Here is a 15,694-nt window from a genome sequence, read left to right as displayed (position 1 = left end):
ACAATAGAAACTGGCAGCGGATGCGGCAAGTGCCGCGGAACCATTGACATTTGCCGCTTTAGCCCCTTTCAGGCAGGAGACGTGCGTTTTGCGTGAACTGGTTCGGACCAACGACATGGTGCTGGTGTCGGCGATCGGCGCGCTGCTCGACGGCGCCAACATCCATCATCTGGTGCTGGACCAGAACATGAGCATTATCGAGGGCTCGCTGGGTATCCTGCCACGGCGGATCCTGGTCCATGAGGATGACGCCCAGGAGGCCAGGGAGCTCCTCACCGAGGCCGGCCTCAGCCATGAACTGCGCGGCGATGATTGACGTCGTCACAGACTTCACCGAGGACGCCTTTCTCGGCGGGCAATTGCGCTTGAAGCAGAAGCGGTCCGGCCACCGCGCCGGGCATGACGCCATCCTGCTCGCGGCGGCGACGGAAGCGCGGGCGGGCGACCGCGTCGTCGATCTCGGTGCCGGCATCGGCACCGCCGGGCTGGCGCTTGGCCGGCGCGTCGCGGGAATCAGCCTCAGCCTGGTCGAGATCGATCCGGAACTGGCGGAACTCGCGCGCGCCAATGCGGCGGCGAATGCGATCGCCGCCGAGACGATCGTGCTCGACGTTACGGCCGACGCACAGGCGTTTGCGGCTAATGGCCTCGCGCCCGACAGCGTCGACGTGGTGCTGATGAACCCGCCCTTCAACGATCCCGCGCGCCATCGCGGTTCGCCCGATCAGGCGCGCCGCACCGCGCATGTTGCGAGGGAGGAGACGCTGAATGCATGGGTGCATGCGGCGCGGCGCATCCTCCGATCGGACGGCGCGCTGACCCTGATCTGGCGCGCCGATGGGATCGCGGAGGTCTTGACTGCGCTGTCACGCGGCTTCGGCAGCCTGTCGATCCTGCCGGTTCACGGCGAGGCGGGACGGCCCGCGATCCGCGTACTGGTGCGCGCCGTCAAAGGCGGCCGGGCTCCGACGCGACTGCTGCCGGGCCTCATGCTCAACGACGAGTCAGGCGTGCCTAAAAATCAGGTGACGGAGATTCTGGAGGGGAGGGCGCTCTTGCCGCTGGCGGAGCCGCGACGACTTACTGCGGAAGCGATTCCGACTGCTGCTCTTGCGGGGTCGTCAGGCGGATCGCCATGAACAGCGCACCGACCAGCAGCAACAGCAGATAGATTTTCATGGTGTTCTCCGCTGCCTCATTGCAGCTTCCCAACGGGGAATCTGCAAAACACGTTCCGGGCACTTCCAATGACAGTCGCGTGATAAGAAATGGTTAAGCAGAGGTAACGGCATGGCCGAACAATTGAACGATCGTGAGGGTTCCGGCCTGGCCGACAAGCTCATGCAATATCTGCCGGCGCGCTTCCGTCCCGGCACCGCGGTGGTGCCGGTGGTGCGGCTGTCCGGTGTGATCGGTGCGGTGACGCCGCTGCGCCCGGGCATGACGCTTGCGGGCGTCGCGCGGGTGCTGGAGCGGGCATTTTCGTACCGGAACGCCAAGGCGGTGGCGCTGGTGATCAATTCGCCCGGCGGCTCGCCGGTGCAGTCGCGCCAGATCTATCTGCGCATCAAGCAGCTCGCGGCGGAGAAGAAGCTGCCCGTGCTGGTGTTCGTCGAGGACGTCGCGGCGTCCGGCGGCTACATGATCGCCTGCGCCGGCGACGAGATCATATGCGATCCGTCCTCCATCCTCGGCTCGATCGGCGTGGTCGGCGGCAGTTTTGGTTTCCAGGAGGCAATCAGGCGGCTCGGCATCGAGCGGCGGCTCTACACGGCCGGCGCGCACAAGGCGATGCTCGACCCGTTCCTCCCGGAAAACCCCGACGACGTGGCGAGGCTGAAGGCGCTCCAGCGCGAAATCCACCAGATCTTCATCGCGCTGGTGAAGGAGAGCCGCGGCGCGCGGCTGAAGGGCGCCGACGACACCCTGTTCACCGGCGAATACTGGGCCGGCGAGAGTTCGATCGCGCTGGGGCTTGCCGACGGCATCGGCGATCTCCGCTCAACTCTTCGTGCCCGCTATGGCGAGAAGGTTCTCACCCCTGTGATTGCGCAGCCGACCGGTCTGCTCTCGGGCCTTTTGGGGCGGAAATCGCCCGGTGCGGGCCAGCTTTCGGCCATGGAATCAATGGCCGGCCTGCCGGACGAGTTGATCTCGGCGGTCGAGACGCGGGCGATTTGGGCGAAATTCGGGTTCTAGGCGACACCCTCCCGCGCCATTTGGTCCGGGCCGAGCCAATTGCGGCGCGGCCCGGTCTGCGCAAGAATGTGCGTGGGGGCTGAGCACTAGACAAGGATCGACCGATGCCGCCGTTTGTCGCTTTCGCGGGCGTCCTGGGCGGGCTTGCCGTGGTCCGCTGGGCCTACAAGACCGCTGTCCGGATCAACCATGAGCTGGAGGAGATGCGCCTGTCGCGCGTCGCTGAAGCCGCCCATGCCGGGGATATTCAGAAGCTGAAACGTGACCCCGTGACCGGAGCGTATCGGCCCGGCTAGGCCGCGCTGCCGTAGGGTGGGCAAAGGCGCTCTTGCGCCGTGCCCACCATTCCCTTTGCAATTGTGGTGACGATGGTGGGCACGCTTCGCTTTGCCCACCCTACCGCACCGTCTCCGGACCAAGGCGATCGGCCCGAATCCGCCCCCTTTGCCTTGATTCCCATCCCCGCCGTCGATACGGTCCCGCGCGATTCAAAACCCCCCGCGAGAGCCTGATCTGACGATGGACGCCTCATTGCCCGCCCATATGCGCCCGGAACGCTCGTTCCAGGGCTTTATCCTCGCGCTCCAGCGGTTCTGGGCCGAGCAGGGCTGCGTGATCCTGCAGCCCTACGACATGGAGATGGGCGCAGGCACCTTCCATCCGGCGACGACGCTGCGCGCGCTTGGGCCAAAGCCCTGGAACGCCGCCTATGTGCAGCCCTCGCGCCGGCCCAAGGACGGCCGCTACGGCGAGAATCCGAACCGGATGCAGCACTACTACCAGTTCCAGGTGATCATGAAGCCGTCGCCGCCGAACCTTCAGGAGCTGTACCTGAAGTCGCTCGCCGCGATCGGCATCGATTCCGCCGTGCACGACATCCGCTTCGTCGAGGACGATTGGGAAAGCCCGACGCTGGGCGCCTGGGGCTTGGGGTGGGAGTGCTGGTGCGACGGCATGGAAGTCAGCCAGTTTACCTACTTCCAGCAGGTCGCGGGATTTGAGTGCGCGCCTGTTGCCGGCGAGCTCACCTATGGGCTCGAGCGCCTCGCGATGTATGTGCAGGGCGTCGACCGCGTCTACGACCTCAACTTCAACGGCCGCGAGGGCGACGCCAAGGTGACCTATGGCGACGTGTTCCTGCAGGCCGAGCGTGAATATTCGAAGCACAATTTCGAAGTCGCCGACACCGCGATGCTGTTCGAGCAGTTCAAGATGGCGGAGACGGCGTGCAGAAAATACCTCGAAGCTGGCTGGAAGGACGGCAAGCGCGAAGCGCACCTGATGGCGCTGCCGGCCTATGACCAGTGCATCAAGGCCAGCCACGTCTTCAACCTGCTCGATGCGCGCGGCGTGATCTCCGTGACCGAGCGGCAGAGCTACATTCTTCGCGTGCGCGAGCTGGCAAAGGCCTGCGGCGAGGCCTGGATCCATACTGAAGCGGGCGGAGCGGCCTGATGCCCGATCTTTTGCTTGAACTGTTCTCGGAAGAAATCCCCGCGCGCATGCAGGCCAAGGCGGCCGACGATCTGCGCCGCATGGTCACCGACAAGCTGGTCGCCGAAGGCCTCGTCTACGAGGGTGCGAAGGCGTTCGCGACGCCACGTCGCCTTGCGCTCACCGTGCACGGCATCCCCGCGCGCCAGCCCGATCTGAAAACCGAACGCCGCGGTCCGAAAATGGGCGCGCCCGATGCGGCCGTGCAGGGTTTTCTGAAAGCGACAGGTCTAAACTCGCTCGACGAAGCAAAGATCCAGCGCGACCCGAAGGGCGACTTCTACATCGCGTTGATCGAAAAGCCCGGCCGCGACGCGATCGACGTGCTCGCGGAAATCCTGCCGGTCATCATCCGCACCTTCCCCTGGCCGAAATCGATGCGCTGGGGCGCGCGCTCCGGCAAGCCCGGCTCGCTGAGCTGGGTGCGTCCGCTGCACGCGATCACCGCGACCTTCGGGCCTGAAACTGAAGAGCCCGATGTCGTCAAATTCTCGGTCGACGGCATCGAGACCGGCCAGACCACCTACGGCCATCGCTTCATGGCGCCGGCGGCGATCAACGTACGCCGCTTCGAGGACTATGAGGCGAAGCTGAAGGCTGCAAAAGTCATCCTCGATCCGCAGGCGCGCAAGGACATCATCTTCGCCGATGCCAAGGAGCTGACGTTCGCGCAAGGGTTCGAGCTGGTCGAGGATCAGGTGCTGCTGGACGAGGTGTCGGGCCTCGTCGAATGGCCCGTCGTCATGATGGGATCGTTCGAGCCGGAATATCTCGCGATCCCGGAAGAGGTGATCCGCGCCACCATCCGCAACAACCAGAAGTGCTTTGTCGTCAGGGATTCCAAGACGGGCAAGCTGACCAACAAGTTCGTCCTCACGGCGAATATCGAGGCGGCCGACGGCGGCAAGACTATCGTATCAGGCAACGAGCGCGTGATCCGTCCGCGCCTGTCGGATGCGAAGTTCTTCTATGAGACCGATCTCAAGACGAAGCTTGAAGACCGCCTGCCGAAGTTCGAGCAGATCGTGTTCCACGAGAAGCTCGGAACTCAGGCGGAACGCATCAAGCGCATCGAACGCCTCGCCGCCGAAATCGCGCCTTTGGTCGGTGCCGACGTCGCGAAGGCCACGCGTGCCGCGCATCTCGCCAAGGCCGATTTGCTGACCGAAGTCGTCGGTGAATTCCCGGAAGTGCAGGGCTTGATGGGCAAGTACTACGCGCTGGCCCAGGGCGAGGATGCCTCTGTCGCCGCCGCGTGCGAGGAGCACTACAAGCCGCAGGGCCCGACCGATCGCGTGCCGACCGATTCGGTCAGTGTCGCCGTCGCGCTTGCCGACAAGGTCGACACGCTCGTCGGCTTCTGGGCGATCGACGAGAAGCCGACTGGCAGCAAGGACCCGTATGCGCTGCGGCGTGCGGCGCTGGGCGTGATCAGGCTGATCGCTGAGAACAACCTGCGTCTGTCGCTCATGAAGGTGGCGGCATCTGCACTCGCGGGCCTGTCGCTGAAGTCGGCCGATGCGGAGAAGCTTCCAAGCGATCTCCTCGCCTTCTTCGCCGATCGCCTGAAGGTCCAGCTGCGCGAGCAGGGCGCACGGCACGATCTCGTCGACGCCGTGTTCGCCCTCGGCGGCCAGGACGATCTCCTGATGATCGTCCGCCGCGTCGAGGCGCTCGGCAAGTTCCTCGAGAGCGATGACGGCAAGAACTTGCTCGCTGGTATCAAGCGCGCCAGCAACATCCTCGGCATCGAGGAGAAGAAGGACAAGCGCGCGTTCGACGGTGCGCCGGATGCTGCGCTCTATGGCCTCGATGAGGAGAAGGCGCTGGCGAAGGCGATCGGCGAAGTGCAGGCGGAAGCAAGCGCCGCTGTCGCCAGGGAAGACTTTGCCGCCGCGATGAGCGCGATGGCAAAGCTGCGTCCGCCGGTCGATGCGTTCTTCGAGAAGGTTCGTGTCAACGACGACGATCCGAAGGTGCGTGAGAACAGGCTGAAGCTGCTCAACGAAATCCGCAGCGCCACGCGTGCGGTCGCGGATTTCTCGAAGATCCAGGATTGAGGCTCTCGTGCCCCGGACGCAGCGCAGCGCTTCTTCAGCGGTGCGCTGCAGAGCCGGGGCCCATGTTAACCTCGTGCTCGTAGCTTCTGGGTCCCGGGTCGCGCTGCGCTTGCCCGGGACACGAGAGCGTGCACAGACGACGCCCAAAAAAGCCCCGCCCGGCGGGGGGAGAACCGGGCGGGGCCTGATGTCCGTACTACGCGATGCGCGCCAGCCTGATTGAAGTGACACGCCGGACATCGAGTTGATCGGAAGCGTTTTCAAGCGAAGTGGATACCGGTTCGCGTGAAGAAAACGCGTTCAGACGAGAATCTAATCCATCACCTCGACGACGCGCCGCGAGCGCGGCTCGACCAGCACGGTTGCGCCGTTTACGACGGTGTAGCGGTAGGTGGTGGCGCCGAAACGTTGCGGCACGTCATAATAAGTGACGCCGCTTTCAGGTAAGGTGGCGCCGACCACCACGCGATCCGGGACACGGAAGGCCGGCACACGTTGCTCGACGACATATTCGCGGAATGCCGGCCTCTGTTCGACCGCAATCGTCGGGCCGCTGTCGACGACGACAGGCGCGCGGCCAACGGTGAGACCGGATTGCGCAGACGCTGCGATCGGCGAGCCGAGCGCGGCGCCAAGCGCAGCGAGGGCGAGAATCCTGTTCCGCATGGGCAACTCCTTCGAACTGATTTCAGCCGGCGCTACTGGCGCGACCGGTTGCCAATGCATGTCCCCTTCGCAATGTTCCGGGAAAAGCCCTGCCGCATCAGCGGCAATTTCGGGCAGTTTTCGCGAAGCCGGGAACCTGTTCGCGCCTTGTGCGTCTCTACCCGCGGAACCCGGTCCGGTATGATCCAGCCGCGATTCGCCTCACGTCACGGAAAGACAATTCATGCACATCACCGTCGCCCACATCTCGCCGCTTCTGTCGCTGCTTGCGGGCGTGCTCATCCTGATCATGCCGCGCCTTCTCAACCTGATCGTCGCGATCTTTCTCATCATAAATGGTGCGATCGGGCTCGGATTGTTGAAGTGGCTCCATCTCTAGGCCTTCATTTTCCGGAACTCTTCGACTTGCGCGGGCCTGCCCAAAGTGGTGTAAGGCGCGCGATTTCCCTTTCCTCTCGCAGGTTGTGTGCAAGCTATGGCCAAAGCCGCCTCGAAGCCCAATAAAACTCCAGCGAAAACGCCAGCGAAATCAAAGTCCTCCGCCGCGGCGAAGGCCGCGCCGGCGGCTCGCAAGGCACTCGCCAAGAGCGCCCCGAAGCCGGTCGCCAAGGCGGCTGTAAAGTCGGCTGCAAAGCCGGCTGCGAAGCCCGCGGCGAAGGCTGCGACCAAGTCGGCTGCGCCGAAGGTTGCCGTGAAGCCCGCCCCCAAAAAGGCCGCGCCCGCCAAGGCGGCGCCAGCCGCGGCCAAGGCCGGCAAATGGGTGTTCACGTTCGGCGACGGCAAGGCCGAGGGCCGGACGGAGATGCGCGACCTGCTTGGCGGCAAGGGCGCCAACCTCGCCGAGATGGCCAATCTCGGCCTTCCCGTGCCTCCCGGCTTCACCCTCCCGACCTCGGTCTGCACCTACTTCTACGCACACGACAAATCCTATCCGAAGGAATTGCAGTCGCAGGTTGAGAAGGCGCTCGACCATGTCGGCAAGTTGACCGGCAAGGTGTTCGGCGACGTCAAAAACCCGCTGCTCGTCTCCGTGCGCTCCGGCGCGCGTGCCTCGATGCCGGGCATGATGGACACCGTGCTCAATCTCGGCCTGAACGACGAGACCGTGGAAGCGCTGTCGGAACTGTCGGGTGACCGTCGCTTCGCCTATGACAGCTATCGCCGCTTCATCACCATGTATTCGGACGTGGTGCTCGGCTTCGAGCATCATCACTTCGAGGAAATCCTCGACACCTTCAAGGACAGCCAGGGCTATACGCTCGATACGGACCTCAGCGCCGAGGACTGGGTCGGACTGGTCGGCAAGTACAAGGACGCGGTCGCGCGCGAGACCGGCAAGGATTTCCCACAGGATCCGCACGACCAGCTCTGGGGTGCGATTGGCGCGGTGTTCTCATCCTGGATGAACGCGCGCGCAGTGACCTATCGCAAGCTGCACGACATTCCGGAATCCTGGGGCACCGCGGTCAACGTGCAGGCCATGGTGTTCGGCAACATGGGCGAGACGTCGGCGACCGGCGTCGCCTTCACCCGCAACCCCTCGACCGGCGAGAGCAAGCTCTACGGCGAGTTCCTGATCAACGCGCAAGGCGAAGACGTGGTGGCGGGCATCCGCACGCCGCAGGACATCACCGAGGAAGCGCGCAAGGAATCCGGTTCCGACAAGGCGTCGATGGAAGCGGCGATGCCGGAAGCCTTCAAGGAGCTGACGCGGATCTACACGCTGCTCGAGAAGCACTACCGCGACATGCAGGACATGGAGTTCACGGTCGAGCAGGGCAAGCTGTGGATGCTCCAGACCCGCGGCGGCAAGCGCACCGCCAAGGCGGCGCTGCGCATCGCGGTCGAGCTCGCCAATGAAGGGCTGATCTCGAAGAAGGAAGCGGTGACGCGGATCGATCCCGCCTCGCTCGACCAGCTGCTGCATCCAACCATCGATCCCGACGCCAAGCGCGACGTGATCGCGACCGGCCTGCCGGCCTCGCCTGGTGCGGCTTCCGGCGAGATCGTGTTCTCCTCGGACGAGGCGGCCAAGCTCCAGGCCGACGGGCGCAAGGTGATCCTGGTCCGCATCGAGACCAGCCCGGAAGACATCCACGGCATGCACGCCGCCGAAGGCATCCTGACCACCCGCGGCGGCATGACCTCGCATGCGGCGGTGGTCGCGCGCGGCATGGGCAAGCCCTGCGTCTCCGGCTGCGGCACCATCCGCGTCGATTACGGCCGCGGCACCATGAGCATCGGCTCCCGCACCTTCAAGACCGGCGACGTCATCACCATCGACGGCTCGCTCGGCCAGGTGCTCGCCGGCCGCATGCCGATGATCGAGCCGGAGCTGTCCGGCGAGTTCGGCACGCTGATGAAATGGGCCGACCAGGTCCGCAAGATCGGCGTGCGCGTCAACGGTGACACGCCGGAGGACGCGCGCACCGCGATCAAGTTCGGCGCGGAAGGCATCGGCCTCTGCCGCACCGAGCACATGTTCTTCGAGGAGACGCGCATCCGCACGGTTCGCGAGATGATTCTCTCCGAGGACGAGCAGTCGCGCCGCGCCGCGCTCGCCAAGCTGTTGCCGATGCAGCGCGCCGACTTCGTCGAGCTGTTCGAGATCATGAAGGGCCTGCCCGTCACGATCCGGCTTCTGGATCCTCCCCTCCATGAATTCCTGCCGCACACCCATGCCGAGGTCGAGGAAGTGGCGCGCGCCATGAACACTGACCCGCGGCGCCTGGCCGACCGTGCGCGCGAGCTCTCGGAGTTCAATCCGATGCTCGGTTTCCGCGGCTGCCGCATCGCGATCGCCTATCCGGAGATCGCGGAGATGCAGGCGCGTGCGATCTTCGAGGCCGCAGTCGAGGCCGAGAAGCGCACCGGCAAGGCCGTCGGCCTCGAGGTGATGGTGCCGCTGATCGCCACCAAGGCCGAGCTCGACCTCGTCAAGGCGCGCATCGATGCCACCGCGAAAGCCGTGATGCGCGACACCAACACCAAGATCGCCTACCAGGTCGGCACCATGATCGAGCTGCCGCGCGCCTGCTTGCTTGCGGCAGAGATCGCGGAGAGCGCGGAGTTCTTCTCGTTCGGCACCAACGACCTCACGCAGACCACCTACGGCATCAGCCGTGACGACGCGGCGAGCTTCCTCGGAACCTACGTGTCCAAGGGCATCCTCCCGGTCGATCCCTTCGTCGCGCTCGACCAGGAAGGCGTCGGTGAGCTCGTCAAGATCGGCGTCGCGCGCGGCCGCAAGACGCGCCCGCAGCTCAAGGTCGGCATCTGCGGCGAGCACGGCGGCGATCCCGCCTCCGTCGCCTTCTGCCACGATATCGGCCTCGACTACGTCTCCTGCTCGCCCTACCGCGTGCCGATCGCCCGTCTCGCCGCGGCGCAGGCGGCGCTCGGCAAGGCGATCGCGAGCCAGGCGTAAGCGCAGCGTTGAAGTGTTGAATGCGAAGAGGCGGGGCTAAACCCCGCCTCTTTCATTTGAGGCACACTCCACCCACACTTCATTGCGAGCGCCCCACACTCACTGTCATCGCCCGGCTTGACCGGGCGATCCAGTATTCCGAGACAACAGTGATTGAATCGAGAAGCCGCGGCGTACTGGATGCCCCGGTCAAGCCGGGGCATGACAGCGGTGTTTGCGGGACGTGGTTCCCGTAAACGATGGAGCCCCCCGCGTCCCGTAATGAGACGCGCGCGCAAGAGTTCCTTCACCATTCGCGTTGACCGAATGTTTACCGCTTTACGAGAGGCGGCGTTTACCAACGTGCATCATTGCCCGTGAAAACACCTGCAATCGCTTGAGTGTGCCGCACGCGCAACGCCGATTAACGCCCCGGCAACCTAAATTGGATATTGACGATAAAGATCGAATTGTACGGACGTACTGCGGTTCGATTTTTCTGGCGTAAGCGTAGCGTGAGCGTGTCGATGTCAGTGTTGCGTAACCATCCGAAGGGCGCGCGGTTCGCGTCCTTCGGAATCGGTCTCTGCATCTTCGCATTGATGCCGAGAGAGACCGGTTATCAGGATATCGCGTCGTTGCTGGCGCGGCAGCCCGGCGTCGCCGAGCGCTGGCAGAAGCAGGTGTTCTCTGCCGCGTCCTCGATCCAGCTCGCCACCTACAGCTTTTCCCGTCCGATCGGCACGTCGCTTCCGCAGAGCGCGATGGTTCGCCTCGCGAGCCTCGATGGTCGCGACGTCACCGGCGCGATCAGCCGCAATCCTGCGCTTCAGGCGCCGCCGCGCTACCAGGCCGCCGATTTTCCCAAGGTCGATCGCTCCATGAAGGGGGATCGCCTCGCAAGCGTCACACCCACGCAGGTTCCCGAGACGAGCGCACCATCGGCCGCGCCGGCGCTGCAAGATCCCGCGACATCGAACAGCTCGGTGTTCGGCGCCAAAACCGCCGCGTTGCCACAAATCATGTCGCCGGAGTCCGCGGCGGCGCTCGATCCTGAGCTTCAGGAAGCGCTGCGTGCGCCGCCGCTGCCGCAATATGCCAATCCGCCACAAGCCAGTGACGCGGCGCGCGCGTTCGCAGTCCAGCCGCTCGAGGCGCTGAAGCAGGCGACCCTTCCAGACGTGGCGCCGCGCGATCCCTTCCGCGTCAAGACCTCGAACCTGTTTTTCGGGAGCTCCTCGCTCGGCGGCAATCTCGAGAGCATCGAGAGCTGGCAGCCCGGCGCCGAGCCGCTGATCGTGATGCCCGATCCTGACATGAAGGTGACGGCCGCGCTGTCGCCGCCGTCGGCCGAGATCGCCAGGGACATCGAAAGCGGCGAGAGCGTCGCGCCGAAGGGCGAGGTCAACGCCGACAACCAGCGCGCCAGATCGCCGGCGGAGCGGCTCGCGCTCGACGACAAGTCGCGCGCAAAGGCCGAGAAGTGTCTCGCCGAAGCCGTCTATTTCGAATCGCGCGGCGAGGCCGTGCGCGGCCAGATGGCGGTTGCGCAAGTCGTGATGAACCGCGTCTTCTCCGGCAAATATCCGGACACCGTGTGCGGCGCGGTCTATCAGAACAAGCACCGCCATTTGGCGTGTCAGTTCACCTTCGCCTGCGACAACAATGCCGACGTGATCCGCGAGCCCGAGATGTGGGAGCGCGCGAAAAAGATTTCGAAGGCGATGCTCGACGGCCAGATCTGGCTGCCCGAAGTGGGCAAGTCCACGCACTACCACGCCTACTGGGTGCGTCCGTCCTGGGTCGCCGAGATGAAGAAGATGTACAAGACCGGCGTCCACACCTTCTATCGCCCGCGCGCCTGGGGCGACGGCAGCGAAGAACCGAGCTGGGGCACCCCGGCCCAGACCGCCGCGCTCTCTGCCGAGCTCGCCCAGGAAGCCAAGAGCTCCGCCGAGATGGGCGTGAGCGAGCGAAGGTAATCATTCACGGAAGTTCGTCATGCCCGGGCTTGTCCCGGGCATCCACGTTCTTTGTGTTGCGAGGCGAGGCGTGGATGGCCGGGACAACCCGGCCACGACGGTGTGGCTCACGCCTCGATATCCAGCGCACAGTCGAAATTCGGCGCCGAATGTGTCAGCGCGCCGGATGAGACGTAGTCGACGCCGGTCGCCGCGATGGCCGCGATCGAGTCCAGCGTGACGCCGCCGGATGCCTCCAGCTCGAGGCGCCCCTCGTTGAGCCGCACCGCCTCGCGCAGCGTCGCAAGGTCCATGTTGTCGAGCAGCACGGCATCGGCGAGCCCGGTGCCGAGCACCTCGCGCAATTGCGCGAGCGTATCGACCTCGATCTCGATCTTGACGAGATGACCGGCATGGGCGCGGGCGCGCTCCAGCACCGCACCGATGCCGCCGGCGACCGCGATGTGGTTGTCCTTGATCAGGATCGCATCGTCGAGCCCGAAGCGGTGGTTGAAGCCGCCGCCGCAGCGCACGGCGTATTTCTCCAGCGCACGCAATCCCGGCGTGGTCTTGCGCGTGCAGCAGATGCGCATTGTCGTGCCTTCGGTCTGCGCGACGTAGTCGGCCGTGAGCGTCGCGACGCCCGACAGCCGGCCGACGAAATTCAACGCGGTCCGCTCCGCCGTGAGGATGGCGCGCGCCGGGCCCGTGATCGTCAGCACGTGCTGGCCGCGGGCAACCCGTGCGGCGTCGCGGACATGCGCGCGCACGTCGATGTCGGGCGAGAGCTTTTGCAGCGTCGCCAGCGCCAGCGGCAGGCCGGCGATCACGCCGGACTGGCGGGCGACCAGGACGGCCTGCGCCTTGGTCGCCTCCGGGATCGTCGCAAGCGAGGTGATGTCGCCGGCGCGGCCGAGATCCTCGTCGAGCGCGCGATGCACGGCCTCGTCGATCGCAAGCGGCGACAGGAAGGCGTCGGGATAGAGCAGTGACGTCGGGGTGATCATGGGGAACTCCATCAGGCGATCATCGGTCGGGCGGTGCGTGGCAGCGGACGCTCGCTCAGGCGCTCCGCGATCTCACGTGCCTCCGTGAGCGTCGTCATCGTTCTCTGTGCCAGCGTGGGGACATCCGCCGGATGGTCGGAGCGGAAATGCGCGCCGCGGCTTTCGCGCCGCCTCCACGCGGAAGCCGCGACGAGCAGGGCTGATGCCGCCATGTTGCGGAGAGCGATGCTTGCGGGCCCGCGTTCGACTGCGGCGAAGTTGCGCACGGCCTCCGCAAGCCCATCACTGTTGCGGATCACGCCGACATGCGCGCTCATCATCGTTCGCAACCGCTTCACGTCGGCAGCGTCCGGCGTGCCGCCGCGCGACGTCACCAACGCATCGGGAAGGCGGGCAGGTGAGGGGATCGCGCGGCCGGCGATGTCGTCGGCGATGCGGGCGGCGTAGACCACGGCCTCCAGCAGCGAATTCGACGCCAGCCGGTTGGCGCCATGCGCGCCGGTGGAGGACACTTCGCCGCCGGCCCAGAGCCCGTCGATCGAGCTGCGGCCGCGCTCGTCCACCGCGATACCGCCCATGTGGTAATGCGCGGCCGGCGCGATCGGGATGGCCTGCGTGGCGGGATCGATGCCGGCCGCGATGCAGCTTGCATGCACGGTCGGAAATTTGTCGGCGAAGCGTGTGCCGAGCGCCTGCCGGGCATCGAGGAAGGCGCCGCGGCCGGCCGCGATCTCGGCGAATACGCCGCGCGCCACGATGTCGCGCGGCGCGAGCTCTGCGAGCGGATGGAGCGCCGTCATGAAACGTTCGCCATCGCCGTTGATCAGCGTCGCGCCTTCGCCGCGCAGCGCCTCCGTTGCCAGCGGCGCCGGATCGCGGCCGACCATGATGGCGGTGGGGTGGAACTGCACGAACTCGGGATCGGCGATCACGGCGCCGGCGCGCGCGGCGATCGCAAGGCCGGAGCCGCTGGCCTCAGTCGGGTTGGTGGTGACGGCATAGAGATGGCCGAGGCCACCGGTCGCCAGCACCATCGCGCGAGAGGCAAGCAGGAGCGGACGTGCAGCGGGATTGCCGGCCTCGCGCAATTGAATACCCGTGACCGCGCCGTCCTCGGTCAACAGCGCTTCGGCGACGAGACCTTCGATCAGTCGGATCGACGGCGTGCGGCGCACGGCCTCGCTCAGCGCCGCAATGATCGCGGCTCCGGCCCCGTCGCCGCGCACATGCACGATGCGCCGCGCCGAATGCGCGGCCTCGCGGCCGACCGCGAGCTGGCCTTCGAGGTCGCGGTCGAACGGCACGCCATAGGCGAGCAGGTCATGGATTCGTGGCGCGGCCTCGCGCGCGATCCCGAGTGCGACCGCCTCGTCGACAAGACCGCCGCCGACGGCGATGGTGTCAGCGGCGTGCGCCTCCGGGCTATCGCCTTCAGCCACGGCCGCTGCGATGCCGCCTTGCGCCCATGCGGACGACGCGCCCTGTCCGAGCGGGGCGGCCGAGATCAGCGTTACCGGCCGCGGCGCGAGCTTCAGTGCACAAAAGAGTCCGGCGAGGCCACCGCCGACGATGACGACGTCATCGGTGCTGCGGGTGAGATTGTGGATGTTGTCTTGCATGCTTCACTCTCAATTCTTCAGATTGATCATCCGCTCGACCGAGCGCCGCGCGCGTTCCGCGAGCGCGGGGTCGATCGTGACCTGCTCGCCAAGCGTGAGCAGGCTGTCCAGAATGTTGGCGAGCGTGATGCGCTTCATGTGCGGGCAGAGATTGCAGGGGCGAAGCATCTCCACATCAGGCAGCTCGGCGCGGACATTGTCGGCCATCGAGCATTCCGTGATCATGACGAGTCGCCGCGGCCGCCGCTCGCGCACCCAGTTGATCATGTGCGCGGTCGAGCCGGTGAAGTCGGCTTCCGCCAGCACATCAGGCGGACATTCGGGATGCGCGATGATCTGCACCGACGGGTCGGCCTCGCGATAGGCGCGCAGCTCCTCGCCGGTAAAGCGTTCGTGCACCTCGCAGGCACCCTTCCAGGCGATGATCTTCACGTCGGTCTTCGAGGCGACATACGTTGCAAGGTAGCGATCGGGCAGGAAGATCACGGTCGGTGCGTTCAGGCTCTCGACCACTTGCACCGCGTTCGACGAGGTGCAGCAGATGTCGACCTCCGCCTTCACCTCTGCGGAGGTGTTGACATAGGCGACGACCGGTACGCCCGGAAATTTTTCGCGGAGCAGGCGAACGTCCGCGCCCGTGATGCTGTCCGCGAGCGAGCAGCCGGCGCGGCTATCCGGGATCAGCACCATCTTGTCCGGGTTGAGCAGCTTTGACGTCTCCGCCATGAAGTGCACGCCGCATTGCACGATGATGTCGGCCTTCACCTTGGTTGCTTCGACCGCGAGCTGAAGCGAGTCGCCGCCGATGTCGGCGACGCAATGAAAGATCTCCGGCGCCTGATAGTTGTGCGCGAGGATGACCGCGCCCCGGGCCTGCTTCAGCTCGTTGATTGCCTTGATCGTCGGCGCCATCAGCGGCCACTCGATCGGGGGGATCACGTGCTTCACGCGCTCATAGAGCGGCGCAGTGGCCCGCTCGACGTCCGCAGTCCATTCCAGTGAGGGCTTCGGCAGCGCGGGGCCGGTTCGCGCTGCTATGGCGCGCGGAGGGGCGGGGACTTGGCCCTGCGGCCGGTTGGCAAAGTCGTCGGGGCCGTAAATTCCAGTGATGGGCATCGAAGCCTCCCGTGAATGCTAATTATGCTCAATGCGAGTATATATAGGGTCTGAGAAATCCGGCCGAGAGGGCCGGTGGGTTTCGCTAGAGCTCACATATACTCAATCTGAGTAAATCAAAGATAACACGCGCCCGAGCTGGCCGCTAGCCCCGGCCGCACACATT

The 15,694-nt window shown here is 65.6% G+C and carries 13 protein-coding genes; 9 read left to right on the top strand and 4 right to left on the bottom strand.

Annotated elements, in window-relative coordinates; genetic code table 11:
- The first annotated feature begins 88 nt into the window (after positions 1–88).
- The 6 genes from AB7Z56_RS34420 to glyS all read left to right on the top strand — a co-directional run bounded on the left by AB7Z56_RS34420 (position 89) and on the right by glyS (position 5,753).
- The gene (locus tag AB7Z56_RS34420) at positions 89–316 is read left to right on the top strand and encodes a putative signal transducing protein (protein WP_014497336.1); all 228 of its coding nucleotides are present in this window, start codon (positions 89–91) and stop codon (positions 314–316) included.
- Positions 309–1,139, top strand: a complete 831-nt coding sequence (locus AB7Z56_RS34415; protein ID WP_063986626.1) for a tRNA1(Val) (adenine(37)-N6)-methyltransferase — start codon at positions 309–311, stop codon at positions 1,137–1,139. The genes AB7Z56_RS34420 and AB7Z56_RS34415 overlap by 8 nt, the downstream gene beginning before the upstream one ends.
- A 151-nt stretch (positions 1,140–1,290) precedes the next feature.
- A complete protein-coding gene (locus AB7Z56_RS34410) occupies positions 1,291–2,199 on the top strand; it encodes a S49 family peptidase (RefSeq protein ID WP_063985105.1) in 909 nt (302 codons plus the stop codon).
- Between the two features lie 104 nt (positions 2,200–2,303).
- Positions 2,304–2,495 (top strand): hypothetical protein, encoded by a 192-nt coding sequence (locus AB7Z56_RS34405; protein WP_071916131.1) that lies wholly within the window; start codon positions 2,304–2,306, stop codon positions 2,493–2,495.
- A 223-nt stretch (positions 2,496–2,718) separates the two neighbouring features.
- Positions 2,719–3,654, top strand: a complete 936-nt coding sequence (locus AB7Z56_RS34400) for a glycine--tRNA ligase subunit alpha (protein WP_063985103.1) — start codon at positions 2,719–2,721, stop codon at positions 3,652–3,654.
- A complete protein-coding gene (gene glyS / locus AB7Z56_RS34395; protein WP_063985102.1) occupies positions 3,654–5,753 on the top strand; it encodes a glycine--tRNA ligase subunit beta in 2,100 nt (699 codons plus the stop codon). The genes AB7Z56_RS34400 and glyS overlap by 1 nt, the downstream gene beginning before the upstream one ends.
- Before the next feature lie 312 nt (positions 5,754–6,065).
- Here the strand turns inward: glyS and AB7Z56_RS34390 are convergent, their stop codons facing one another.
- The gene (locus AB7Z56_RS34390) at positions 6,066–6,419 is read right to left on the bottom strand and encodes a DUF1236 domain-containing protein (protein ID WP_038944551.1); all 354 of its coding nucleotides are present in this window, start codon (positions 6,417–6,419) and stop codon (positions 6,066–6,068) included.
- Positions 6,420–6,642: 223 nt separating this feature from the next.
- On the opposite strand from AB7Z56_RS34390, the gene AB7Z56_RS34385 reads away from it, so the two are divergent.
- The 3 genes from AB7Z56_RS34385 to AB7Z56_RS34375 all read left to right on the top strand — a co-directional run bounded on the left by AB7Z56_RS34385 (position 6,643) and on the right by AB7Z56_RS34375 (position 11,807).
- Positions 6,643–6,798, top strand: coding sequence for a DUF3096 domain-containing protein (locus tag AB7Z56_RS34385; protein ID WP_014497329.1), 156 nt, complete (start codon positions 6,643–6,645; stop codon positions 6,796–6,798).
- A 96-nt stretch (positions 6,799–6,894) separates the two neighbouring features.
- Complete coding sequence (gene ppdK, locus AB7Z56_RS34380) at positions 6,895–9,846, top strand: pyruvate, phosphate dikinase (protein WP_063985101.1); 2,952 nt, start codon at positions 6,895–6,897, stop codon at positions 9,844–9,846.
- 506 nt (positions 9,847–10,352) lie between these two features.
- Positions 10,353–11,807 (top strand): cell wall hydrolase, encoded by a 1,455-nt coding sequence (locus AB7Z56_RS34375; RefSeq protein WP_063985100.1) that lies wholly within the window; start codon positions 10,353–10,355, stop codon positions 11,805–11,807.
- 107 nt (positions 11,808–11,914) lie between these two features.
- Here AB7Z56_RS34375 and nadC read toward each other — a convergent pair whose 3' ends face one another.
- The 3 genes from nadC to nadA are packed head-to-tail and all read right to left on the bottom strand — an operon-like array spanning position 11,915 to position 15,528.
- A complete protein-coding gene (gene nadC / locus AB7Z56_RS34370) occupies positions 11,915–12,793 on the bottom strand; it encodes a carboxylating nicotinate-nucleotide diphosphorylase (protein WP_063986625.1) in 879 nt (292 codons plus the stop codon).
- A gap of 11 nt (positions 12,794–12,804) precedes the next feature.
- Positions 12,805–14,412, bottom strand: a complete 1,608-nt coding sequence (locus AB7Z56_RS34365) for an L-aspartate oxidase (protein WP_441256743.1) — start codon at positions 14,410–14,412, stop codon at positions 12,805–12,807.
- 9 nt (positions 14,413–14,421) lie between these two features.
- On the bottom strand, positions 14,422–15,528 hold the full coding sequence (gene nadA, locus AB7Z56_RS34360; RefSeq protein ID WP_063985098.1) for a quinolinate synthase NadA: 1,107 nt from the start codon (positions 15,526–15,528) through the stop codon (positions 14,422–14,424).
- Positions 15,529–15,694: the final 166 nt, after the last annotated feature.

It is taken from the genome of Bradyrhizobium sp. 482_C4_N1_8 (assembly GCF_052075965.1).
GTDB lineage: Bacteria > Pseudomonadota > Alphaproteobacteria > Rhizobiales > Xanthobacteraceae > Bradyrhizobium > Bradyrhizobium barranii.
The sequence above is the reverse complement of the archived record's forward strand: the minus strand, read 5'-3'. Positions and strand labels throughout refer to the sequence as shown.